Annotated in this window: 24 protein-coding genes; 17 read left to right on the forward strand and 7 right to left on the reverse strand. The window is 64.9% G+C overall.

Translation table 11 applies throughout. From position 1 onward, the window contains the following. Window positions 1–122: 122 nt before the first annotated feature. From ACZ1JY_RS09675 to ACZ1JY_RS09700, 6 genes are all read left to right on the forward strand, one after another. On the forward strand, window positions 123–260 hold the full coding sequence (locus ACZ1JY_RS09675; RefSeq protein WP_156135743.1) for a hypothetical protein: 138 nt from the start codon (window positions 123–125) through the stop codon (window positions 258–260). A gap of 120 nt (window positions 261–380) precedes the next feature. Continuing rightward, window positions 381–1,226, forward strand: a complete 846-nt coding sequence (gene gluQRS, locus ACZ1JY_RS09680; protein ID WP_168905257.1) for a tRNA glutamyl-Q(34) synthetase GluQRS — start codon at window positions 381–383, stop codon at window positions 1,224–1,226. Further along, a complete protein-coding gene (locus ACZ1JY_RS09685) occupies window positions 1,223–1,453 on the forward strand; it encodes an HIG1 domain-containing protein (RefSeq protein ID WP_118072937.1) in 231 nt (76 codons plus the stop codon). Before gluQRS ends, ACZ1JY_RS09685 begins: the two co-directional genes overlap by 4 nt. A gap of 18 nt (window positions 1,454–1,471) precedes the next feature. Continuing rightward, a complete protein-coding gene (locus tag ACZ1JY_RS09690; RefSeq protein WP_465129142.1) occupies window positions 1,472–2,032 on the forward strand; it encodes a cob(I)yrinic acid a,c-diamide adenosyltransferase in 561 nt (186 codons plus the stop codon). Between the two features lie 94 nt (window positions 2,033–2,126). Further along, on the forward strand, window positions 2,127–2,996 hold the full coding sequence (locus ACZ1JY_RS09695) for a 3-hydroxyacyl-CoA dehydrogenase NAD-binding domain-containing protein (RefSeq protein ID WP_465130893.1): 870 nt from the start codon (window positions 2,127–2,129) through the stop codon (window positions 2,994–2,996). Between the two features lie 55 nt (window positions 2,997–3,051). Further along, window positions 3,052–3,369 carry a hypothetical protein gene (locus ACZ1JY_RS09700; RefSeq protein WP_118072935.1) on the forward strand — a complete coding sequence of 106 codons (318 nt, stop codon included), beginning with the start codon at window positions 3,052–3,054 and terminating at the stop codon, window positions 3,367–3,369. An 8-nt stretch (window positions 3,370–3,377) separates the two neighbouring features. Here ACZ1JY_RS09700 and ACZ1JY_RS09705 read toward each other — a convergent pair whose 3' ends face one another. Next, window positions 3,378–3,743 carry a hypothetical protein gene (locus ACZ1JY_RS09705; RefSeq protein WP_118072934.1) on the reverse strand — a complete coding sequence of 122 codons (366 nt, stop codon included), beginning with the start codon at window positions 3,741–3,743 and terminating at the stop codon, window positions 3,378–3,380. A 111-nt stretch (window positions 3,744–3,854) separates the two neighbouring features. Between ACZ1JY_RS09705 and ACZ1JY_RS09710 the strand changes: the two genes are divergently transcribed. Next, entirely contained in the window at window positions 3,855–4,202 is a 348-nt protein-coding gene (locus ACZ1JY_RS09710) for a DMT family protein (protein WP_118074624.1), read from the forward strand. 3 nt (window positions 4,203–4,205) lie between these two features. Here the strand turns inward: ACZ1JY_RS09710 and ACZ1JY_RS09715 are convergent, their stop codons facing one another. After that, window positions 4,206–4,376, reverse strand: a complete 171-nt coding sequence (locus ACZ1JY_RS09715; RefSeq protein WP_465129143.1) for a hypothetical protein — start codon at window positions 4,374–4,376, stop codon at window positions 4,206–4,208. A 147-nt stretch (window positions 4,377–4,523) separates the two neighbouring features. Here ACZ1JY_RS09715 and ACZ1JY_RS09720 point away from each other — a divergent pair, with 147 nt between their 5' ends. After that, complete coding sequence (locus tag ACZ1JY_RS09720; protein WP_168905254.1) at window positions 4,524–4,967, forward strand: thermonuclease family protein; 444 nt, start codon at window positions 4,524–4,526, stop codon at window positions 4,965–4,967. Window positions 4,968–5,011: 44 nt separating this feature from the next. Next, a complete protein-coding gene (locus tag ACZ1JY_RS09725) occupies window positions 5,012–5,347 on the forward strand; it encodes a hypothetical protein (protein ID WP_465129144.1) in 336 nt (111 codons plus the stop codon). Between the two features lie 23 nt (window positions 5,348–5,370). Here the strand turns inward: ACZ1JY_RS09725 and ACZ1JY_RS09730 are convergent, their stop codons facing one another. Continuing rightward, complete coding sequence (locus ACZ1JY_RS09730) at window positions 5,371–6,006, reverse strand: TetR/AcrR family transcriptional regulator (RefSeq protein WP_465129145.1); 636 nt, start codon at window positions 6,004–6,006, stop codon at window positions 5,371–5,373. 185 nt (window positions 6,007–6,191) lie between these two features. On the opposite strand from ACZ1JY_RS09730, the gene ACZ1JY_RS09735 reads away from it, so the two are divergent. Then, window positions 6,192–7,940 (forward strand): bifunctional metallophosphatase/5'-nucleotidase, encoded by a 1,749-nt coding sequence (locus tag ACZ1JY_RS09735; protein WP_465129146.1) that lies wholly within the window; start codon window positions 6,192–6,194, stop codon window positions 7,938–7,940. 145 nt (window positions 7,941–8,085) lie between these two features. On the opposite strand, the gene ACZ1JY_RS09740 is transcribed toward ACZ1JY_RS09735, so the two are convergent. From ACZ1JY_RS09740 to ACZ1JY_RS09755, 4 genes are read right to left on the reverse strand one after another with little or no spacing between them, the layout of a single operon-like run. Next, the gene (locus tag ACZ1JY_RS09740) at window positions 8,086–8,490 is read right to left on the reverse strand and encodes a hypothetical protein (RefSeq protein WP_465129147.1); all 405 of its coding nucleotides are present in this window, start codon (window positions 8,488–8,490) and stop codon (window positions 8,086–8,088) included. A 4-nt stretch (window positions 8,491–8,494) separates the two neighbouring features. Further along, a complete protein-coding gene (locus tag ACZ1JY_RS09745; protein ID WP_465129148.1) occupies window positions 8,495–9,304 on the reverse strand; it encodes a DUF1295 domain-containing protein in 810 nt (269 codons plus the stop codon). Beyond that, on the reverse strand, window positions 9,297–9,908 hold the full coding sequence (locus ACZ1JY_RS09750) for a lysophospholipid acyltransferase family protein (RefSeq protein ID WP_465129149.1): 612 nt from the start codon (window positions 9,906–9,908) through the stop codon (window positions 9,297–9,299). Before ACZ1JY_RS09750 ends, ACZ1JY_RS09745 begins: the two co-directional genes overlap by 8 nt. A gap of 44 nt (window positions 9,909–9,952) precedes the next feature. Then, window positions 9,953–10,606: a ferritin-like domain-containing protein gene (locus ACZ1JY_RS09755; protein WP_465129150.1), complete on the reverse strand. Its 654-nt coding sequence runs from the start codon at window positions 10,604–10,606 to the stop codon at window positions 9,953–9,955. Between the two features lie 133 nt (window positions 10,607–10,739). Here ACZ1JY_RS09755 and ACZ1JY_RS09760 point away from each other — a divergent pair, with 133 nt between their 5' ends. The 7 genes from ACZ1JY_RS09760 to gspG all read left to right on the forward strand — a co-directional run bounded on the left by ACZ1JY_RS09760 (window position 10,740) and on the right by gspG (window position 19,903). Then, window positions 10,740–12,644 carry an alpha/beta hydrolase family protein gene (locus ACZ1JY_RS09760; RefSeq protein ID WP_168905245.1) on the forward strand — a complete coding sequence of 635 codons (1,905 nt, stop codon included), beginning with the start codon at window positions 10,740–10,742 and terminating at the stop codon, window positions 12,642–12,644. 342 nt (window positions 12,645–12,986) lie between these two features. Next, window positions 12,987–13,406, forward strand: coding sequence for a DUF983 domain-containing protein (locus tag ACZ1JY_RS09765; RefSeq protein ID WP_118072925.1), 420 nt, complete (start codon window positions 12,987–12,989; stop codon window positions 13,404–13,406). A gap of 173 nt (window positions 13,407–13,579) precedes the next feature. Next, window positions 13,580–14,416: a type II secretion system protein N gene (locus ACZ1JY_RS09770; RefSeq protein ID WP_162895934.1), complete on the forward strand. Its 837-nt coding sequence runs from the start codon at window positions 13,580–13,582 to the stop codon at window positions 14,414–14,416. After that, window positions 14,413–16,659 (forward strand): type II secretion system secretin GspD, encoded by a 2,247-nt coding sequence (gspD, locus tag ACZ1JY_RS09775; RefSeq protein WP_465129151.1) that lies wholly within the window; start codon window positions 14,413–14,415, stop codon window positions 16,657–16,659. Before ACZ1JY_RS09770 ends, gspD begins: the two co-directional genes overlap by 4 nt. A 3-nt stretch (window positions 16,660–16,662) precedes the next feature. Next, entirely contained in the window at window positions 16,663–18,201 is a 1,539-nt protein-coding gene (gene gspE / locus ACZ1JY_RS09780; protein ID WP_465129152.1) for a type II secretion system ATPase GspE, read from the forward strand. Further along, on the forward strand, window positions 18,201–19,430 hold the full coding sequence (gene gspF / locus ACZ1JY_RS09785) for a type II secretion system inner membrane protein GspF (RefSeq protein ID WP_465129153.1): 1,230 nt from the start codon (window positions 18,201–18,203) through the stop codon (window positions 19,428–19,430). The genes gspE and gspF overlap by 1 nt, the downstream gene beginning before the upstream one ends. Next, window positions 19,430–19,903, forward strand: coding sequence for a type II secretion system major pseudopilin GspG (gspG, locus tag ACZ1JY_RS09790; protein ID WP_370073204.1), 474 nt, complete (start codon window positions 19,430–19,432; stop codon window positions 19,901–19,903). Before gspF ends, gspG begins: the two co-directional genes overlap by 1 nt. The last annotated feature ends 4 nt before the right edge of the window (window positions 19,904–19,907 follow it).

The following is a 19,907-nucleotide window of genomic DNA, read 5'->3' on the forward strand; positions in this document are numbered from 1 at the left end:
ATGCGCGGAAAAATGTGACAGTTGCGTTACATGCAACTGCAAGTGCCCTGTTCGCACTTGCAGCATACGCATATCGGCGTATTTGCACCCTCAGTTCCGATGCTTCCAGCCCACCCTGCCGGATGAACACGAACTGGGAGGATGTCCTGCAAGGTGATCTCAACAGGAGGAACACCATGCGCGCCATTACGGCTTTTGCATTCCCGATCATCCTCGCTGCTGGCCTCAGCAGCCTGATGTGGACTGCCACGCTCGCTTGAGCAGGCAAGGAAATGCGATAAACGACAAAAGCGGCTGCCCCGGCGGGGCAGCCGTTTTGTTTATCTGGCGCACCTTGTGCCACTCTTCCGACAGATCGATCGCCGCGCTAGGCTCCGGGGATGACAATCACCCGCTTTGCCCCCAGTCCCAACGGACCGCTCCATCTAGGGCATGCGTTTTCCGCAATCGTCGCCCACGACCGGGCCATGCGCGACGGGGGTGAGTTCCTTTTGCGCATCGAAGACATCGACGGTGCCCGCTCACGCCCGGAACTTGCCGCCGAGTTCCGCCAGGACCTCGACTGGTTGCGGCTGAGTTACCGGGAAGTTGCCCCCCAGTCCTCGAGAGTTGGAGATTATCGCACCGCTGCCAACGAGCTGCGCGCGATGGGCATTCTTTACCCGTGTACCTGCACCCGCGCCGAAGTTGCCGCCGCCGCCGTGGCCCATGGGCCCGATGGTCCGCTCTATCCCGGCACCTGCCTGCGCCGGGGGCCCACGCCTGGCCCGCAAGTAGCTTGGCGGCTGGACATGGAGCAGGCGACACTGCTGGCGGGTGAACTCGAATGGACCGACGAGCGTCACGGCACGCAGATCGCCACGCCCGAGATGTTCGGCGACGTGATCCTGTGGCGCAAGGATGCGCCGGCCAGCTACCACCTTGCCGCAACGCTTGATGATGCCACCGATGGCGTGACACATGTGACACGCGGCATGGACCTGTTTCGCGCCACGCACATCCACCGCCTGCTCCAGCATCTGCTCGGGCTGCCGGTGCCGGTGTGGCATCATCATCCCGTGCTGGTGGAGGCCGACGGGCGCAAGCTGGCCAAGCGCCGCGATGCACCCGCGCTGTCCGACCGCAGGCGAGCGGGCGAAGACGGGCGCGCAGTCGCCGCAGAGGTGCGCGCTACCCTATTTGACACTGGTATTTCGCTGTCCGACGCCATAGATCAGTGCCCATGAACTACGTCCTGATCCCGCTGATCATCATCTTCGTCGCGCTGACGGTCGTCTCGCTCGTGCGCGGGATCATCGCTTTCCTGAACAGCACCAAGGAAGACCTGAACCGCGATCCCGTTTCCGGGGCGACGGCGAACCAGTTGTTGCAGAACAAGATGATGTTCAACCGCATCAAGTTCCAGGGCCTTGCCGTGCTGGCCGTTGCGATCCTGCTCGCGTTCTCGCGCTGAGGCGCGGTTCTTTCCAACATGGTCAAGCTCAACAAGATCTACACGCGCACCGGCGATGACGGCACGACGGGCCTCGTCGATGGTTCGCGCCGGGCCAAGTACGATGCCCGCATGCAGGCCATTGGCGAGGTGGACGAGGCCAACAGCCTGATTGGCCTTGCCGCAGTCGTCGCGTCGGAAACCTCGGCGCGCAACCTGCAGCGCATCCAGAATGACCTGTTCGATCTCGGGGCTGATCTTGCCACCCCCGGCGATGACTTTACCCCTTCGGAGATGGTCCTGCGCGTGGTCGAGAGCCAGGTCGCTTGGCTGGAGACGGCTATCGACACCTTGAACGAAGGCCTGCCGCCGCTGACCAGCTTCATCCTGCCGGGCGGTTCCGAGGCTGCGGCGCGCATCCACATCGCCCGCGCCACAGTGCGCCGGGCGGAGCGCAGCGCAGTGGCGCTGGCCGATGCCGAGCCGGTGAACCCGCAGGCACTGGCCTATCTCAACCGGCTTTCGGATTACCTGTTCGTGCTGGCCCGCGCGACCAACGCGGGCAGCGATCCGCTTTGGGTGCCCGGCGCCTCGCGCTGAACCGAAACGCGCCTCGCGCTAGGAGCAGGTGGACTCAAGTGTTTGCGCTCGCTAACCGCCATCCCGCATCTTTTCGGAGCGGGACATCCACATGATCAAGACGGTTGCAGTGATCGGTGCGGGCCAGATGGGTTCAGGCATCGCCCAGGTTTCGGCGCAGGCGGGGCTGAAGGTCCTGCTCGGCGACGTGTCGATCGATCTGGCGGACAAGGCCAAGGACAAGATCGCCAAGGGCCTTTCCAAGCTGGTCGAGAAGGGCAAGGTTGATGCCGCGCTTGCCGCCGCTACGGTTGCCAACCTGCACACCTTCTCTGATCATGCTGCCTTTGCCGAAGCCGATCTGGTGATCGAAGCGGCGACCGAGCGCGAGGACATCAAGCACAAGATCTTCGACTCCGCCGGCAAGCATCTTGCTCCCCATGCGATCATGGCATCGAACACCTCGTCGATCCCGATCACGCGCATGGCCGTGTCGTCGCCCGATCCGGAACGCTTCATCGGCATCCACTTCTTCAATCCGGTGCCGCTGATGAAGCTGGTCGAGGTCATTCCCGGCCTTGCCACTTCGGTTTCGACGATTGAAGCCGTGCGCGATTACGTGGCGAACATCGGCAAGGAAATCGTGCTCTCGCAGGATGAGCCCGGCTTCATCGTCAACCGCATCTTCGTGCCCTTCATCAACGAGGCCGCTTTCGTGCTCGGCAGCGGCACGGGTTCGATCGTCGACATCGACAAGGGCGTGAAGCTCGGCCTCAACCACCCGATGGGCCCGCTCGAACTGGCCGATTTCATCGGGCTCGACACGCTGCTCGAGATCATGAAGATCTACCTTGCCTCCACCGGTGACCCGAAGTACCGCCCGGCCCCGCTGCTGCAGAAGTACGTCGAGGCCGGCTGGCTCGGCCGCAAGAGCGGGCGCGGGTTCTACGACTATTCCGGCGAAGTGCCGGTCCCGACCCGCTGACACGCAGGAACGGCTGCACGATCAGGGCGTAGTCTCCGGCAAAGGAGCTACGCCCATGATCGACGACAAGACACCCGCGCCCGAAGCCGTGAACACCGAGCAGGAAGACGGCGATACGCAGGCGCAGACCGTTGCCGACGAGGCACTGGCCCGCGCCACCAGCGTGCTGGGCGAACAGGATCTGGGCGACAAGGTCGGCGGGTCCGGTCTCGACGATGCCGACATGCCCGACCTCGTCGATCACATGAAGCAGATGGTCAGTTCGGGCCAGATCGACATGAGTGCCTATCGCGGTGAGCGCAACGACGATGATGAAGCCGGAATCTACGGCGATGGCGTCCCCGAAGACGACGACACTCCACGCGGAGCCTGATGGCCCGGTCAGGGCACGAGTTGGTCCTGCCCTGCCTCCATGGCGTCGGCAGGCGCGTCCGGGTTGACCTGGTCGGCCTTCATCTGGTCAACCGAGACACCTTCGGGAAGCTGGCGAAGTTCGACCATCTTTCCGTCCCGTTCGATCTCGCCGATCAGCCGCCCTTTTCCATCGGAGGCATCGCCTTCCGCGGCCCACTTTTCGAATGCGGACTGTTCGGGGAGCGCTGCGGCAGCTTCGGCTGCGGCGCCCTCGGGCTCCGAGGACACATTGGCCCCGCTGTTCATGCCGTTGGCGATCAGGGCACCGACGACCAGCACGCTACCGCCCAGCAGCAGCACGGCAAAGCGATATGTCGATCGGGCATCGGACATCGGCTAACTCCGGCGAATGACCAGGCGTGATTACGCAGTGAAGCGTTAAGATTCGCACAACTTTCGCACACCGGGCCGATCGCCACCCTCTCCATGGAAACGCCCAGACCCATGACCACGATTGCCCTGCTCGTCCTGTCCAACCTGTTCATGACCATTGCCTGGTACTGGCACATTCAGGGCGGCCCGGCAGCCGTGGCGCAGCGCCCGCTGTTGCTGGTGATCCTGATCAGCTGGGGCATTGCCTTGCTGGAATACTGCCTAGCCGTGCCGGCCAATCGCATCGGCGCGCTCAACGGGTGGAGCGCCGGTCAGCTCAAGATCACGCAAGAGGCGATTGCGCTGATCGTCTTCGGCGTGTTCATGGTGGTGTTTCTGAAAGAGCCGCTGCACTGGCGGCACTTCGCCGCATTTGTCTGCATCATGGCCGCGGTGGCGTTCCTCTTCACCGGCAAATAGCGGCTATTCCGGGTCCTTGGCCCAGGGATCGACGTGCGTCGACTTCGCCGGCTCGTGCGGCTCGCGCTCGCTGGGCGCAGGCACCAGTGACCACGTCAGCAACAGGATCGAAGCCGCCCACCACAGCGCCCTCCAGCGGCTGGCAAAAATGGTCGTGAGGCGCGGTCCGAACATGGAACGAGCTTGGCACAGGCCGGTTATCCAGTGGTTACCACTGAGAGAAAATCCTGAGCCAAAGACCTGAGAGCCGACGCTGAGTCCCTTTCCTGATCGGAAAGATACGGAGACGCGCACGCTTGGCGGTTGGGCCAGATCCGGACAATGTCCCACGCCTCCCTGCTTCTCGCCGCTGCCTTCGCCTCACTGGCGCTCGCCGCTTCATCGCCCTCTCCTGCCGCGCCCGCCGATGCCCGGCTGCACCGGTTCGAGATCTGCTCGCCCGGTCCGCGCGTCACTTGCGTGGTCGACGGCGATACCTTCTGGCTGGAGGGCACCAAGATCCGCATCGCCGATATCAACACGCCGGAAACCTCGCAGCCGTCATGCGCTGCGGAAGCCAGGCTTGGCCTGCAGGCGACACGCCGGCTGGTCGAACTGCTGAATGCCGGGCCGTTCAACCTTGAAGTGCAAGGGCGCGATACCGACCGCTATGGCCGCGCGCTGCGGGTCGTCACGCGCAACGGGCGCAGCCTTGGCGCGATTCTGGAAGCCGAAGGCCTGGCCGAACACTGGAAGGGCCGGCGCAGCAGTTGGTGCAGGGCCTGAACCAAGCTACAGCATGGCCCCTGCAACGACTGGGGGAGCATGCAATGGTGTTCAGAACCTATCTCATCGTGGCGTGGCTGGCGCTGGCGATCTTCACCGCAGTCGTCATGGCAAACCACGGCGCGGGGCTGTTTCCGATCTTCTTTGCTGACATTGCCGCCGCGGGATGGCCTGGCCAGTTCAATGCCGATTTCACCACGATGCTTGCCCTGTCGGCACTGTGGTGCGGCTGGCGCGGCAACTGGTCGGCCATGGCAATCGCCCACGCCCTGCTTGCCTTCGTGGGAGGCGGCATCGTGCTGATGGCAACATTGCTGATCCTGCATGTGCGGCACAATGGCGATATGCGGCAGGTCCTTCTGGGTGACCGGGCGCGCTGATCGGCCGCGCATGACCGAAGGCTTCAGGCGGCGCGGAGGCCTGTCAGCGCCTTTGCACCGCGATCCTGGGCCGAAAGCCCGTCGAACACGGCATCGACGATGCGCGCCAGCTTGTCCTCGTTCAGGCGTTCCATGAACATCGTCATGGTGTTCAGCGCGCAATAGGGCGCGCACATCTGGTTGACGAGGCTGATCGTCTCATCGACTTCCAGCCCGGCAAAGTGCCCGTCGCTCATCGCCTCGCCGATGATTTCGCCGAGGTAATGATCGGCAAGGTCGATGTAGCTGCGGATCTGTTCGAAGTTCTCGTTGCCGACCTCGATATAGGTCTGCAGCTTGGCCGGGTCGGCCTCCCATTTCTTGCGCATCACGATGAAGCGGCGGGCGAAGAATTCGTACATCTTCCGGCGGGGGGGCAGGTCGCTTGCCAGCACGTCTTCCATGATGTCGACCATCGGCTTGAACCAGTGGTCGGCAATCGCCTCCATCAGGTCATCGCGACCCTCGAAGTAGCGTGAAAGATTGGCCTGGCTGATACCGGCGCGGGCGGCCAGCTCCGACAGGTTCAGCCCGGCCCCGCCGCGCTCCTCGACCATGGCTTGCGCCAGTTCGACAAGCCGGGCGCGCATGGCGTCTTGCTCTGCTGCGGATTGAGCCATGTTTCCCTGTGCGTCCTGAGTCTTGGGCCTCTTGCGCATTGTAGGGAGGCGCAGCGGCCTAGACAATGGGCGCGCATACGAAGGCTCTTTTGCCGGGCTCCGCATAAACGGCCTTCAAAGCGCAACACCGATGGGCTAGGCCGCCCTCAACCGGTTGCACCCGTTACGATAAGGTCGCTTTCCCGATGCATCAGCCCGCGCGTTTTTTCCTGCCCTTGGCCCTGTCCGGACTTCTCGGCGCCTGTGCCGCGCCGATGGCCGGTGGCGGAGCCTCGGGGCCGGTCGAGGTCGGCATCGTCGGGATCAACGACTTTCACGGCAGTCTCGAACCGCCGCGCCAGGCAGTGAATGTCAGCGATGGCAATGGCGGCGTCACGCCGGTGCCGGCCGGCGGCGCGGCGTGGCTGGCGTCTGCGATCGATTCGATCCGCGCGAAGCACCCACAGTCGATGACGGTTTCGGCCGGGGACATGATCTCTGCCTCGCAGCTGGCGTCGTCGCTCTATCTCGATGAACCGGCCATCGGCGTGATGAACCGCATCGGCGTGGACTTCAACGCGGTTGGCAACCACGAGTTCGACAACGGCCAGCAGGAGTTGTTGCGCAAGCAGAACGGCGGTTGCGAGAAGTTCACCGCGAAGGAGCCTTGTGCGCTCGAAAAGTTCACCGGGGCGACGTTCAAGTACCTCGCGGCAAGCACGAAGCGCGCCGATGGCTCGACGCTGTTCCCGGCGACGGGCCTCAAGACCTTCGGCTCAGGCAAGCGTGCGGTGACCGTTGGCGTGATCGGGCTGACGCTGAAAGGCACGCCCAATCTGGTCAACCCGACCGGCATCCAGGGGCTGACCTTCGAGGACGAGGCAGACACCATCAACGCCGCTGTCCCTGCACTGAAGGCGCAAGGGGCGGACGCTATCGTCGTGCTGATCCACGAAGGTGGGCGGACAAAGGGCGATCCCGATCCGCAGGGGTGCAATGACTTTGCCGGAGACATCCGCCCGATCCTCGACCGGCTGGACACGCGCGTGGACGTGGTCGTTTCGGGCCACACGCATTGGTCCTATGTCTGCGACTATGGCGAGCTCAACCCGGCCAAGCCGTTCCTGCTGACCAGCGCGGGCGTCTATGGCGAACTGGTGACCGACATCACGCTGCAGATCGATCCGGTGGCGGGGCGGGTAGTCTCGAAGCGGGCCGAGAACGTGATTGTGCAGTCGGTGCCCTATACCTCCACACGCGGGCCGCTCGGCAACACGCCCCTGTTCCCGCAGTTCCAGCCGCGCGCCGATATCGCCGCCTATGTGGCGAAGTACGTCGAGGCATCGAAGGAATATACCCAGCGCCCGATCGGCAAGATCGACCGCGCAGCACCCAAGAACGAAGGCGCGGAAGGTGGCGCGGGCGGCCCCTTGGGCAACCTCATCGCCGATGCGCAACTCGGCGCGACGCGCGACAAGGGCGCGCAGATCGCCTTCATGAACCCCTTCGGCATCCGCGCCCCGCTGGTCCCGGCGGCGGACGGCACGCTGACTTTCGGCGACATCTACCTGTGCCAGCCCTTCGGCAACAACGTGGTCACCGAAAGCATGACGGGCGCTGAGATCAAGGCGGTGCTGGAAGAAGGGCTGGACGACACCGGTCCCAAGCAGGCGCTGGCGCCCTCTGTGGGCTTCGCGTTCCGCTATGACTCGGCGCGGCCTGCAGGGGATCGCATCGTTACAATCACGCTGGACGGCCAGCCGCTCGACATGGCGAAGACGTACCGCGTGACAGTAAACGGGTTCCTCGGCCTCGGCGGCGATGGCTTCTCAGGCTTTGTCGGCAAGCCCGACACGGTGACCGGGCCGACCGACATCGATGCGCTGGAAAGCTGGATCAAGGCGGTGCCGGTGCGCGCCGTGCCGCAGGAGGTGCGGGCTGGGGTGGTGAAGTAGCGCCGCCCCCAACCCACCCAGTCACCCCGGCGCAGGCCGGGGCCCACGACCTGTCAACTCGGCGCTGCCTCGATCAGGAAGGGCAAAGCTCACCGCAACGGACCCCGGCCTGCGCCGGTAAGGGGGTTGTGGGAGCGGGCGTGAGTTAGCGGTGCCGAATGGCGAACGATACACCTTGCCAGGCTTTGCCAGGAATCGGGAAGTAGTAGTCCTTCTCCTCTACAAGATCGCCGATTTCCGGAGTTCGCCTCAGCAGGCACTCATAGTCGTCGGCTGACAGATCGCGGGCCGGAATATGGACTTCGTAGTTGTCTGGCGAGTACTCGACATCAAACTTGCCAAGGCACTCACCCACCGCCGCGAACAACCTTGTTTTCATGCCTTCGCTGATGCCGCTTGCCGAGATCACGAGCACCTCGCCCCGCCGATTGCCGAGTCTCTCGTATGCAGTGACCGCCACCATTGCCAAGGCAGGAAGGAGCGCTCCGAGAGCGAGCCAGAAGAGCCGCCGCTCGAACAGACTTTTCAGCCATCGTGGCTTGCCGGTCACTCAGTCACCCCCGCTTCGGCCACCAAGGCACAAACCCCGAAGTCCGCTCGACATACTCCCTATACCCCGGCCGGCGTTCTTCCATGCCCTTTTCGAGCAGCGGCTTGCCCGACCATTTGGTCAGCGTGAACGTCAGGAACACCGGCCCGATCACGCTCGCCAGCGCGACCCACAGTCCGGCGTCGGCGGCGGCGAGCCAGATGCCCCACCAGACGCAGGCGTCGCCGAAGTAGTTGGGGTGGCGGGTGTAGCGCCACAGTCCGGTCTGGAGCACGCGGCCCTTGTTGGCGGGATCGGCGCGGAAGGCGTTCAGCTGTGCATCGCCCACCGCCTCGAACACGATGCCGACCAGCCACAGCGCGGCTCCGGCCAAGGCCAGCGCGCCAAGCGGTGCGGGCGCTCCGCTGGCGAGGATGCCGAGTTGCGCAGGCAGGCAGGTGATGAACAGCAGCAGCGCCTGCGGGGCGAAGACGAACTTCAGCGCGGCCGAAGCGAACTCTCCCTTCGCCTTGGCCTTGCCCAGCATTTTCGCATAGCGCGGGTCTTCGCCATGGCCGCGCCAGCGGGTGTAGAGGTGCCATGCCAGCCGCGCCGCCCAGATCACCGCCATGGCCGCAATCAGGCTCGCCCGCGCGCCCGGGCCGCCGCCGACATGCAGCCAAGAGGCCAGCGCCAGCACGCCCATGCCGCCACCCCACACCGCGTCGATGAAGCTGACATCGCCGATCCGTACTGCCACCCGCCACAGCAGGCCCATGCCGATCACGAGGATCGCGACATTGATCAGCAGGGCGGGGACGAGCGTATCAGGCATCGAGGTTCTCCGGCGGTTCGGTCAGCCCGCGGCCGGGGTGCTTCGGCGTGACCTTGCGGTAGACTTCGAAGATCTTGCGCATGTCGGCTTCATAATCGCCAGATGGCCAGATGGCCGGGCCGAGGCCGCCGGTCCTGGTGCCGTAGTCCATCATGCCGACAACCATCGGCACCTTGGCCTTCAGCGCGATATGATAGAACCCGCTGCGCCACTGGCCGACTGCGCTGCGCGTGCCTTCGGGCGCGATCGTCAGCATGAAGCGGTCCCGCCGCGCGAATTCGGCAACCATCGCATCGACCACGTTCTTGCGCGCCGACCGGTCGATCGAAACGCCGCCCATGTCGCGCATGAAACCGCCCAGCGGCCAGCGGAACAGGCTGTCCTTGGCCATGAAGTGCGGCTTCAGGCCAAGATCTTCGGTCAGGCCGATGAAATAGAGAAAATCCCAGTTCGACGTGTGCGGCGCAGCGATGATCACGCATCGCCCGTCCGCAGGCGGGGTGCCGTGCGCCTTCCAGCCGCGCATGCGATAGAACGTGACCAGTGCCTTGCGCACGATCCGCGATAGCAGGCTGGGCCTGCGGTCCTCGATTGCCCCGTCCATCCACTTCTCCCCGCTGCAAGATTAGCGCGGGAGCGGTGCCCTGTCTAACGTTCCCCGGCATCAGGCCAAGCGACCATCCGCGGCGTCGAGCGACGCAGGAACAGGCTGGGCAGTTTCACCAGCATCAGCGATTTGTGAATCCAGTAATCGGCCCAGCGCTCCTGCCATTTCGCCTTTTCCCGCCCCTGCGCATCGAGCCAGGCGGCATAGGGCATCCAGTGATCAGGCTCGTCCTTTTCGACCACCTCGAAGATGCGCTTCAATGCCTTGTCCGAGCGCACGTGGCTGTTGTGGAGCAGGATCTCGACCTGCCGCATGCCGCGCTGTTCAGTCAGCATGATGACCCGGCACAGCTTCTCGAACGCCTCGGGACTGGCGATCACACCCTGCGTGTCCAGTTCGTCGATCGAGCAACCGAACACCTTGTGGATGAAGCGATCGATGTGGCCGCAGGTGGAATCGACGGCGAGCGGCATCGTCCCGCGCAGTTCGAACCAGCGCCGAAACATCACATAGTGCTTGCGCTCGTCCGCGCGATGCTTCTCGATTGCGGCGATGAAGCCGACATCATCCGGACATCGCGCCCGCACCGCATCCAGCACACGGTCAAGCGAAGTATATCCGCGATGTTCGTTGTAGATGTAGATCGACGCGAGGACGTCAAGAAAACGGGCGCGAAACAGGGATAGGGCGCGCATCATTGCAACATCATGACATGCATTCGCAGCAGGGCAAGTCTTTCCCGCACAACGGCAAATCGCACTTGCAATATGCAAGCGACCTGACCACTCCTCGGCAATCACGATTTGTTACAGGTGGGGCATGGGGTATTTGAGCGGCGTTACTGCTTCGGGTCTGGCGCTGGCAGCGGCGCTTTGTGTTTCCTCGCCAGCCGCAGCCGAGCGGCCGATTGCTGATTTTGCCCGACTGCCTGCAATTGCCGGGCCGGAGCTTTCTCCCAACGGCAAGCAGATTATTGCGCGGGCCGCGCAGAATGGCGCGCAGAAGATCGTCATCTTCAACACCGATCGTTCAGGCGAAAGCACCGTCATCGATGCCGACAAGGGCGATCTCAACTGGTATCGCTGGGTCAACAACGACTGGCTTATCGCCAACGTCGGCAATGTTGCGCTGGACACCGGGTTCTACGTTACCCGGATCGTGGCGTTCCGGGCCGATGGATCGAAGATGCACTATGTCCAGCAGAAGGAAGTCGGCCAGCACGCCGGCGACGTGATCTGGCAGGCCAACGACGGTTCCACGCGCATCCTTCTGGCATCGCAGAAGTCCGTCTATGCAAGCGACCCCGATTTCTGGCCGGAAGTCTCGCTGGTCGACGTGGCGACGAACAAGTTCGACAAGGTCGTCTGGCCGAAGGAAGGCGTGATGTCCTGGTATGCCGATGGCAGCGGCGCTGTCCGCGTCGGCATAGGCGATGAAAATGGTGGCCGCGATCACCGCCTGCTCTATCGCGATCGTGCGCAGGACGGCTTCCGGGTGGTGGCAAGGACCGGCGAAGGCAAGAACGACCTGCCCGTGCCGGTGCTGTTCCTTGCCGAACCGGGCAAGGCCGCGGCCTTCAGCGACAAGAACGGGCGCACGGCGCTCTACATGCTCGACCTGGCCACGATGCAGACCGGTGCCATGCTCTACGAAGCGCCCGAGCATGATCTGGATTCGCTGATCGCCGATCCGACGGAAACGCAAATTCGCGGCGTCCGCTATACCGACACGCGCCGCCGCACAGTGTGGTTCGATCCCAAGATGCAGCAGGTCCAGGCGGGGCTTGAACAGGCCTTTGCGGGCAAGCAGGTGCAGATCGTTTCGCAAAGTGCCGACGAGCAGACATTCGTCATCCGCGAGAGCAGTCCTTCGGCGCCGGGGAGCTATTACACCCTGTCGCTCGGCACAGGAAAGCTGGCCATGCTGGGGATGGAGAACCCTGCCATCGGCAACAAGCCCCTCGCCGCGGTCAAGACCATCAGCTACACCGCACGCGACGGGATGAAGCTCAACGCGGTTCTTACCCTTCCTTCGGGCGGAACCTCGAAGAACCTGCCGCTGATCGTCCTGCCGCACGGTGGCCCGCGCGCCCGCGATTATGAACACTGGGACTTCTGGACCCAGTTCCTCGCCGACCGCGGCTATGCCGTCCTCCAGCCGAACTATCGCGGCTCGACCGGTTTCGGCGCTGCCTATACTGCCGCTGGCGACGGCGAATGGGGCCTCAAGATGCAGGACGACGTCGACGATGCCCGCGCCTGGGCGGTGACGACAGGTCTGGCCGATGGCAAGCGCGTCTGCATCGCAGGCGGCTCCTATGGCGGCTATGTTGCCATGCGCGCGGCAGAACGAAATCCTGACCTCTATCGTTGCGCCATCAGCTTTGCCGGCGTCTCCGACCTGCCTGCGATCCTCAAGTTCGACAGCCAGTTCGTCGGCGGCCTGGGCAACCTCGACTATTGGAAAAGCCGCGCACCCGATCTTCGCGCCGTGTCGCCCATCAACAATGCCGAGCGGACCGGCATCCCGATCCTCGTGATCCACGGCAAGAAGGACCTGAGGGTGCCGCTCGCGCAGTCGAAGGACTATGTCGAAAAGCTCAAGAAGGCAGGCAAGCCGGTCGAATTCTACATCCAGCCCGAAGGCGACCACCACTTCAGCCGCGAGGAGGACCGCCTCAGCTTCCTGGGCCAGATGGAAGCCTTCCTCGACAAGCACAACCCGGCAAACTGATAGCAAGGTTGTGCTTTGCGTTTGCGCCGGGGGGGCCTAGGCGGCGTGGACAAATTCCACAGCGCCACGGCTGGAGGCAAAAACCGCCAGTTCAAGGAGGCGAGGAAGCGCAATATCGGGAATATTGTGCGACGAGCCGACGCCGAAATGGCGGTTTTTGGTCCAGCCCCGCAGGGGTTGCCCTGTAAAAGGCCTTGGCAGCGTTGCTCGGCCTTGAAAGAGGCCCACTCTTCCTGCGCCCTCGCGCCTCGCCAAGGCCTTTTACAGGGCAACCGTGGCGTTGTGGAATTTGTCCACGCCGCCTAAGGGGGACCTCGTTCGCACAACGACAGGCATTTGTTCATGGCCATCTTCACCGACAATCCCAAGTTTGACTGGATCCTGCGGTGTGGCTGGAAGGGACTGTGCCCGAAGTGCGGCAAGGGGCCGATGTTCGAGGGCTGGCTGAAGCTGCAGAAGACCTGCCCGGAATGCGGGCTCGACTACCAGTTCGCCAATGCCGATGACGGCCCGGCCTTCTTCGCGCTGTGCATCACCGCCTTCCCGCTCACGTTCTTTGCGGTCTGGCTTGAAGTTGCCTACGCGCCGCCGTGGTGGGTGCACGTGCTCACGTCCGTGCCGATCCTGGCCATCGGTTGCCTTGCCACGCTCCGCCCGTTCAAGGGCTGGCTGGTCGCCTCGCAATACGTGAACAAGGCGATCGAGGCAGGCACGGAAAACCTGTGGAGCAAGCTCAACGCACGAGAGCGCGAATCCGAATAGAGAGCGCAGCGCGCCGGAGCAGCGACGCCTTTTCCAAACTGGCGAGTTTGCCAAGCCTTTGTCACACTCCCGTAGCATTGCACTGCTTGGCATCTGTCGGACCAAGTAACCGGAAGCATTTGTGAATCGCAGCCTTGCGGTTATTCCTGCTGCTTCGGAAGGGGAACGCTGGCGTGGGATTCGGGCAAAGGAGGCTGGTCATCGCCGGGTTGCGACCCGCCTTGCCGCCCCTGCATGACATACTGTGGTGGATGCTCGCCAGCCTCATCGCGGGGCTTGCCGCAGCGCTGTTCTGGGCGATCGTAACCCCGGTCTCGCCGCTGGGCGATTGGGCGCCACGCGGCGTTCGCATCATGTCGCCCACGGCCCGCGCAGCACTGTTCGCCACGGTCGATCCGTTCAACCGCACGCCCGCCGCTTCGGCACAGGCAGAGCAGTCGGGCGCGGTAACCTCGCTCGCGCTGACCCTGTTCGCCACGCGCGCGACGCCCGGTGGCGGCGGCACGGCGATCATTGCCGGAGGAGACGGCCTGCAACAGGTCTATCGCGTTGGCGCCGAAGTGCAGCCCGGCGTCACGCTGGCGGCAGTCGCATTCGATCACGTCGAACTGGCGCGCAATGGCGCAAAGGAACTGCTCTATCTCGACCAGTCCGGCCCGGCGCCCAGCGCACAGGGCGTTGTCGCGGCAAACCCGGTGGCAGCACCGGCGGCAGCCGCACCCGGCGGCGGGGTCAGCGTTGCCGCCTTGCGCAGCGGGGTCAACTTCGGGCCGCGCGCCGAAAGCGGAAAGGTCGTCGGTGTCGAAGTCCTCTCGTCGGGTGACGGGGCGGCTTTCCGGGCCGCAGGCTTCCAGCCCGGCGATGTCATCACCGCTGTCGATGGCAAGCCGATCACCAGCGCGGCCGAAGCCGCTGCGCTTTCCGGTGCCATCCGCGCCGGCACTTCAGTCGCGGTCACCGTCCGTCGCGGGGATCGCCAGCTTCCTCTTGCTATCACATTGGCCCCATGACCTTGCGCAAGCTCCTTAGCCCCAAGATGCTCCTCGGAGCCGCAGTGCTCGCCCTTGCCGTGCCGCAGGCCGCGCTGGCGCAATACACCCTCAACGTGCGCGAAGCGGACATCCGTGCTTTCGTCGCCGATGCCGCCGATGTGACAGGCCGCACCTTCATCGTCGACAGCCGGGTGCAGGCCAAGATCAGCGTCGTTTCCGACCGTCCGCTCAGCCGCTCGGAATACTTCGAGGTGTTCCTCTCCACCCTGCGCGCCAATGGTCTCGTCGCCGTGCCGACCGGCAATGGCGCGTTCCGCATCCAGCCCGCCGAGGGCGCGGCCAGCAACCCCTCGCGCATCGGCAGCCGTGGTGCCGCGCTCAGCCAGATGGTCACCGAAGTCATCCGCCTGCGCGCCATCGACGCTGCGCAAGCGGTGGAGACCCTGCGCCCGCTGATCAGCAAGGAAGGCGCGATCACCGCCAACAAGGCGGGAAATTCGCTGGTGGTCGTCGATTATGCCGACAACATGCGCCGCATCCGCGCGCTGCTGGCCGATATCGACCGCGACAACGCCGCCACGCAGACCGTGATCCTCGACCATGCCGGCGCGCGCGAGATCGCCACGGCATTGAGCCAGCTGGTCCCGGCCGGCGGCGAAGGTGCCCGCGCGCTGGCCACGGTCGTCGCGGTGGACAGCTCGAACGCCGTGCTGATGCGCGGCGAACCGGCCACGCTGGCAAAGCTTGCGGCAATGGCCCGCCAGCTTGACGCGAAAGCTGCGACCGGGGGCGAGATCAAGGTCGTCTGGCTGGACTATGCGGATTCGGCAGCGCTGGTGCCGGTGCTCGAACGCCTGCTGGGCGGTCAGGGAGGTGGCGAAGTGGCTTCGGCCAGCGCTGCGCCCGTTTCGCTCGGCGGCGTCGGCGGCAGCCAGACGTCGAACGCAGGCACGCAAGGCTCGACCGGGCAGGCAGCTGCCACCGGCGGCAGCCAGACCAGCCCGATCGGCGCCACCGCGGGCGGGCTCGGCAATGGTCCGATCAAGCTTGCCAATGGACGCGGCACGGCCACGATCACGCGCTATCCCGGCGCCAACGCGATCATCATCGCCGCGCCAGCCGATGACCAGCGCCGCATCGGCGAAGTGATCCGCCAGCTCGACGTGCCGCAGGAGCAGGTGCTGGTCGAAGCGATCATCGTCGAGATTTCGAACAACGTGGCGAAGGAACTCGGCGTCCAGCTGCTGTTCGGCGGCAAGGACAAGCCCTTTGCCGTCACCAACTTCTCCAACTCCTCGCCCAACATCATCGATATCGCGGGCGGGCTGCTGGCCGACAACCTCAACCAGACGACCACCGTGGTCAACGGCGCCACTGTCACCACCACGACCAACAGCACGGCGGGAGACCTGCTGCGTCAGAACGCGGCCACCAAGGCACTCTCGGCCAGCGGCGCATACACCGGCTTCCTGACAGAGCTGTCGAAGGACACCTACCTCGGCGCGCTGATCAATGCGGTGCAGACCGACAAGAACTCGAACATCCTGTCGACCCCGCACATCACCACCAACAACAATGTCCCCGCCTCGATCCTGTTCGGCCAGGACGTGCCGATCACGACGGGCGAGGCGCTGTCGAGCGGCAATTTCAGCGACACCTTCCGCACTGTGCAGCGCCAGAATGTCGGCATCGAGCTTGATGTGACGCCCCAGATCAACGCCGGGAACATGGTCCGCCTCGACCTGCGCCAGGAAGTCAGCTCGATCGCAGGCACCGTTTCCAGCAAGTCGGACGAGCTGATCATCAACAAGCGCGAGATCAAGACGACCGTGACCGTGGGCGACCGCGAAATCGTCGCATTGGGCGGCTTGCTCGACGACAACGAACAGCGCACGCTGCAGAAGGTGCCGCTGCTTGGCGACATCCCGGTGGTGGGCGAACTGTTCAAGTCGCGCGGGCGCAGCAGGGTCAAGACCAACCTCATGGTCTTCATCCGCCCGACGATCCTGCGCAACGCCGCCGACCGCGCCGCACTGGCCGCGCGCCGCTATGGCGTGGTCCGTCAGGCGCAGATCGATTTCAACGCCAAGCAGGAGCCGACCATCGACGAACTGATCGTCGACTACATGGGCGCAACGCTGCCGGCCGCACCGTCTGCGCAAGTTGCGGTGGTCGCTCCGGGTGACACGCTCATTCGCCCGCGCGCCACGCCGGTACCGCTTGATCAGACCGAACTTCCGCCGAGCAGCGCACAGAACTGAAGCATGGAAAGCGTGAGCGCCATCGCAGACACCGGGGAGCCGCTGGTCGAGGCGGTGACCATCGTCGCGCCTGCGCCGGTGCCAGCGGTCCCCTATGCCTTTGCCCGCGATCACGGCGCACTGATCGAGGCCGTCCACGCCGAACATGTCACCGTCGCGCTGCGCGATGGCGCGGACCCGCTCAGCCTGCTCGAGATTCGCGGCAGCTTCGGCTTGCCACTCCGCGTCCGGCGCGTATCGCCGCCGGAATTCGAGAAGCTGCTCGCCGATGCCTACGCCATGGATGGCGCAGCCGCCGCCGTGGCGGGCGACATGGGCATCGCGGGTGACGGGCTCGATCCGCTCGCGCTTGGCCTGCCCACTGCCGAGGACCTGCTCGACAGCGCCGACGATGCCCCCGCGATCCGCCTGATCAATGGCCTGATCGCCGAAAGCCTGCGCCAGGGCGTGTCCGACATCCATATCGAACCCTATGAAACCGCGCTCGTCGTGCGCATGCGCGTCGATGGTGTGCTGACCGAGAAGCTGCGCATGCCCCCGCATGTCGCCCCGGTGCTGGTCAGCCGCATCAAGGTCATGGCGCGGCTCGACATTGCCGAACGCCGCGTTCCGCAGGACGGACGCATCTCGCTCAGCCTTGGCGGCAAGCTGGTCGACGTGCGCGTCTCCACCCTGCCCAACCGTGCGGGCGAGCGTGTGGTGATGCGCCTGCTCGACAAGGAGAACGCCGGGCTCGATCTCGTCCACCTTGGCCTTGATGCCAGGGCCGAGGACACGCTGCGCCGCGCCCTTGCCGAACCCAACGGCATCGTTCTCGTCACCGGGCCGACGGGGTCGGGCAAGACGACCACGCTCTATGCAGCTCTGCGCGGGCTGAACGATGGCCAGCGCAATATCCTGACTGTGGAAGACCCTGTGGAATACGCTGTGGATGGCGTGGGCCAGACGCAGGTCAATTCCAAGGTCGGCCTCACGTTCGCCGCCGGTCTGCGCGCGATCCTGCGCCAGGACCCTGACGTGGTCATGGTCGGTGAAATCCGTGACCGTGAAACTGCCGACATCGCCGTGCAGGCCTCTCTCACCGGCCACCTCGTGCTGTCGACGGTCCACACCAACGATGCCGCCGGTGCCGTCACCCGCATGCGCGACATGGGCGTGGAGCCATTTCTGCTCGCCTCCACCTTGCGCGCGGTGATTGCCCAGCGCCTGGTCCGCCGCCTCTGCCCACATTGCCGCGAGGAGCGCGCGCTCGATCCCGGCATGGCCGAGGTGCTGGGCATGAAGCCGGGACGGACGGTCTGTTCCGCCAAGGGCTGCGGTGAATGCAGCCAGACCGGCTATCAGGGCCGCGTCGGCGTGTTCGAGGCACTGCGGGTGGACGACACCGTCCGCCAGATGATCCACGACAATGCCGACGAAGCGGCCATCGCGCGCCATGCCTTTGCCGATTCGCCAACCTTGGCCAAGGCCGTGCGGCGCATGGTCAAGGATGGCACCACGTCGCCTGAGGAAGCGGCGCGAATCATGCGGCGGGACGGCTGATGGCGCGTTTTGCCTATCACGCCATCGATCCCAAGGGGGACGAACGCCGCGGCGCGATCGAAGCGGCCAGTGAAGCGTCGGCGCGGGAAAAACTCGTCGCGCGCGAATGGTTCGTGGTCAGCGTGCAGGCCGATGCCGCTGCGTCCGCCCGTCGTGCCGCCACCAGCACCTCCGGCCTTGGGCTGTTCGCCACGAAGCTTTCGGCCAAGCAGCTCGCCCTGTTCACCCGCCAGCTCTCCTCGCTGATGGTCGTCAGCCCGCTCGAGGAAACCTTGCGCACAATTGCCCGGCAGACCGAAAAGCCCAAGGCGCAGGCGATCCTTTCAAGCGTCCACGCCGGGATCGTCGAGGGCCTGCCGCTGGCCGAGGCCATGCGCCGCGAAGAGCCGAGCTTTCCGCCCATCTACCGCGCGATGATCGCAGCTGGCGAGAACTCCGGCAGCCTCCCTGCCATCGCCGACCGGCTGGCCGACATGCTGGAGCGGCAGGCGCAGGTGCGCGGCAAGATCATCGCCGCGCTGGCCTACCCCATCGTGCTGTCGTTTGTCGCCATAGCGGTCGTCACCGGCCTGATGATCTCGGTCGTCCCCCGCGTGGTCGAACAGTTCGACAACGCCAGCCGCCAGCTGCCGGTGCTGACCCGCGTGGTCATCGGCATCTCGCAGTTTCTCAGCACTTGGTGGTGGGCGCTGCTTGCCCTGATCGCGATGGCAGTCGTCGGCTTCGTCCGCGCCTTGCGCCAGCCCGCATTCAAGCTGCGCTTCGATGCCGCGCTGCTGCGCCTGCCCTTCATCGGCAAGCTGATCCGTGATGTCCACGCCGCCAGCCTTGCCCGCACGCTGGCCACGATGATCGAGGCACGCCTGCCGCTGGTCGATGGCCTGCGCCTGTCAACGCGCACTGTCTCGAACGCAGTGCAGGCGCAATCTCTCGCCCAGATCAGCGAGAAGGTCCGCGCTGGCGGCTCGCTCTCCACCGCCCTGCGCGAGGCGGGCACCTTCCCGCCGCTGCTGGTCTACCTTGCCGCCAGCGGGGAGGCAGCGGGCCAGCTCGGCACCATGCTCGAACGCGCCGCCGACTATCTCGAGCGCGAGTTCGAGGCGTTCACCGCCGCCGCCATGGCCCTGCTCGAACCCGCGATCATCGTGGTAATGGGCACGGCTGTCGCGCTCATCATCCTCGCCATCCTGCTGCCGATCCTGCAGCTCCAGAACCTCACCGGACTGTGATGACCATGACCGAAGTTACGCCCGAGCCGACCCCCGAGACCGCTGATGAGCGCCGCCGCAACGGCTTCAGCCTTGTCGAACTGATGGTCGTCATCTTCATCATCGGCCTGCTCGCCACCGTGGTGCTCATCAACGTCCTGCCCAGCCAGGACAAGGCGATGGTGGTCAAGGCGCGCAGCGACATTGCCACGCTCGAACAGGGCATGGAAATGTACCGCCTCGACATGGCCAGCTATCCCGGTCTGGCCGAGGGTCTGAACGCCCTCAAATCCCCGCCCGCCAACCTTGCCCAGCCGCAGAACTATCGCTCCGGCGGCTATGTGAAGGAGGTGCCGACCGATCCCTGGGGCCACCCCTACCAGTACCAGACCCCGGGCCGCGACGGCAGGCCGTTCGAGATCTTCTCCCTTGGCGCCGATGGCCAGCCGGGCGGCAGCGATCTCAACGCCGACATCTACGCCGGACAGAACTGACGCA

The sequence above is a fragment of the Novosphingobium sp. BL-A-41-Hi4B-X5A genome (assembly GCF_055521705.1).

What these genes read in the sequence shown, in the direction of transcription:
- ACZ1JY_RS09685 (WP_118072937.1), top strand. Translation starts at nt 1,223, where the DNA reads ATGAACTACGTCCTGATCCCGCTGATCATCATCTTCGTCGCGCTGACG.
- gspG (WP_370073204.1), top strand. Translation starts at nt 19,430, where the DNA reads ATGACCATGACCGAAGTTACGCCCGAGCCGACCCCCGAGACCGCTGAT.
- ACZ1JY_RS09755 (WP_465129150.1), bottom strand. Translation starts at nt 10,606, where the DNA reads ATGCGCGCCCTATCCCTGTTTCGCGCCCGTTTTCTTGACGTCCTCGCG.
- gspD (WP_465129151.1), top strand. Translation starts at nt 14,413, where the DNA reads ATGACCTTGCGCAAGCTCCTTAGCCCCAAGATGCTCCTCGGAGCCGCA.
- ACZ1JY_RS09715 (WP_465129143.1), bottom strand. Translation starts at nt 4,376, where the DNA reads ATGTTCGGACCGCGCCTCACGACCATTTTTGCCAGCCGCTGGAGGGCG.
- ACZ1JY_RS09730 (WP_465129145.1), bottom strand. Translation starts at nt 6,006, where the DNA reads ATGGCTCAATCCGCAGCAGAGCAAGACGCCATGCGCGCCCGGCTTGTC.
- ACZ1JY_RS09725 (WP_465129144.1), top strand. Translation starts at nt 5,012, where the DNA reads ATGGTGTTCAGAACCTATCTCATCGTGGCGTGGCTGGCGCTGGCGATC.
- gspF (WP_465129153.1), top strand. Translation starts at nt 18,201, where the DNA reads ATGGCGCGTTTTGCCTATCACGCCATCGATCCCAAGGGGGACGAACGC.
- ACZ1JY_RS09720 (WP_168905254.1), top strand. Translation starts at nt 4,524, where the DNA reads ATGTCCCACGCCTCCCTGCTTCTCGCCGCTGCCTTCGCCTCACTGGCG.
- ACZ1JY_RS09745 (WP_465129148.1), bottom strand. Translation starts at nt 9,304, where the DNA reads ATGCCTGATACGCTCGTCCCCGCCCTGCTGATCAATGTCGCGATCCTC.
- ACZ1JY_RS09765 (WP_118072925.1), top strand. Translation starts at nt 12,987, where the DNA reads ATGGCCATCTTCACCGACAATCCCAAGTTTGACTGGATCCTGCGGTGT.
- ACZ1JY_RS09735 (WP_465129146.1), top strand. Translation starts at nt 6,192, where the DNA reads ATGCATCAGCCCGCGCGTTTTTTCCTGCCCTTGGCCCTGTCCGGACTT.
- ACZ1JY_RS09710 (WP_118074624.1), top strand. Translation starts at nt 3,855, where the DNA reads ATGACCACGATTGCCCTGCTCGTCCTGTCCAACCTGTTCATGACCATT.
- ACZ1JY_RS09705 (WP_118072934.1), bottom strand. Translation starts at nt 3,743, where the DNA reads ATGTCCGATGCCCGATCGACATATCGCTTTGCCGTGCTGCTGCTGGGC.
- gspE (WP_465129152.1), top strand. Translation starts at nt 16,663, where the DNA reads ATGGAAAGCGTGAGCGCCATCGCAGACACCGGGGAGCCGCTGGTCGAG.
- ACZ1JY_RS09750 (WP_465129149.1), bottom strand. Translation starts at nt 9,908, where the DNA reads ATGGACGGGGCAATCGAGGACCGCAGGCCCAGCCTGCTATCGCGGATC.
- ACZ1JY_RS09690 (WP_465129142.1), top strand. Translation starts at nt 1,472, where the DNA reads ATGGTCAAGCTCAACAAGATCTACACGCGCACCGGCGATGACGGCACG.
- ACZ1JY_RS09675 (WP_156135743.1), top strand. Translation starts at nt 123, where the DNA reads ATGAACACGAACTGGGAGGATGTCCTGCAAGGTGATCTCAACAGGAGG.
- gluQRS (WP_168905257.1), top strand. Translation starts at nt 381, where the DNA reads ATGACAATCACCCGCTTTGCCCCCAGTCCCAACGGACCGCTCCATCTA.
- ACZ1JY_RS09700 (WP_118072935.1), top strand. Translation starts at nt 3,052, where the DNA reads ATGATCGACGACAAGACACCCGCGCCCGAAGCCGTGAACACCGAGCAG.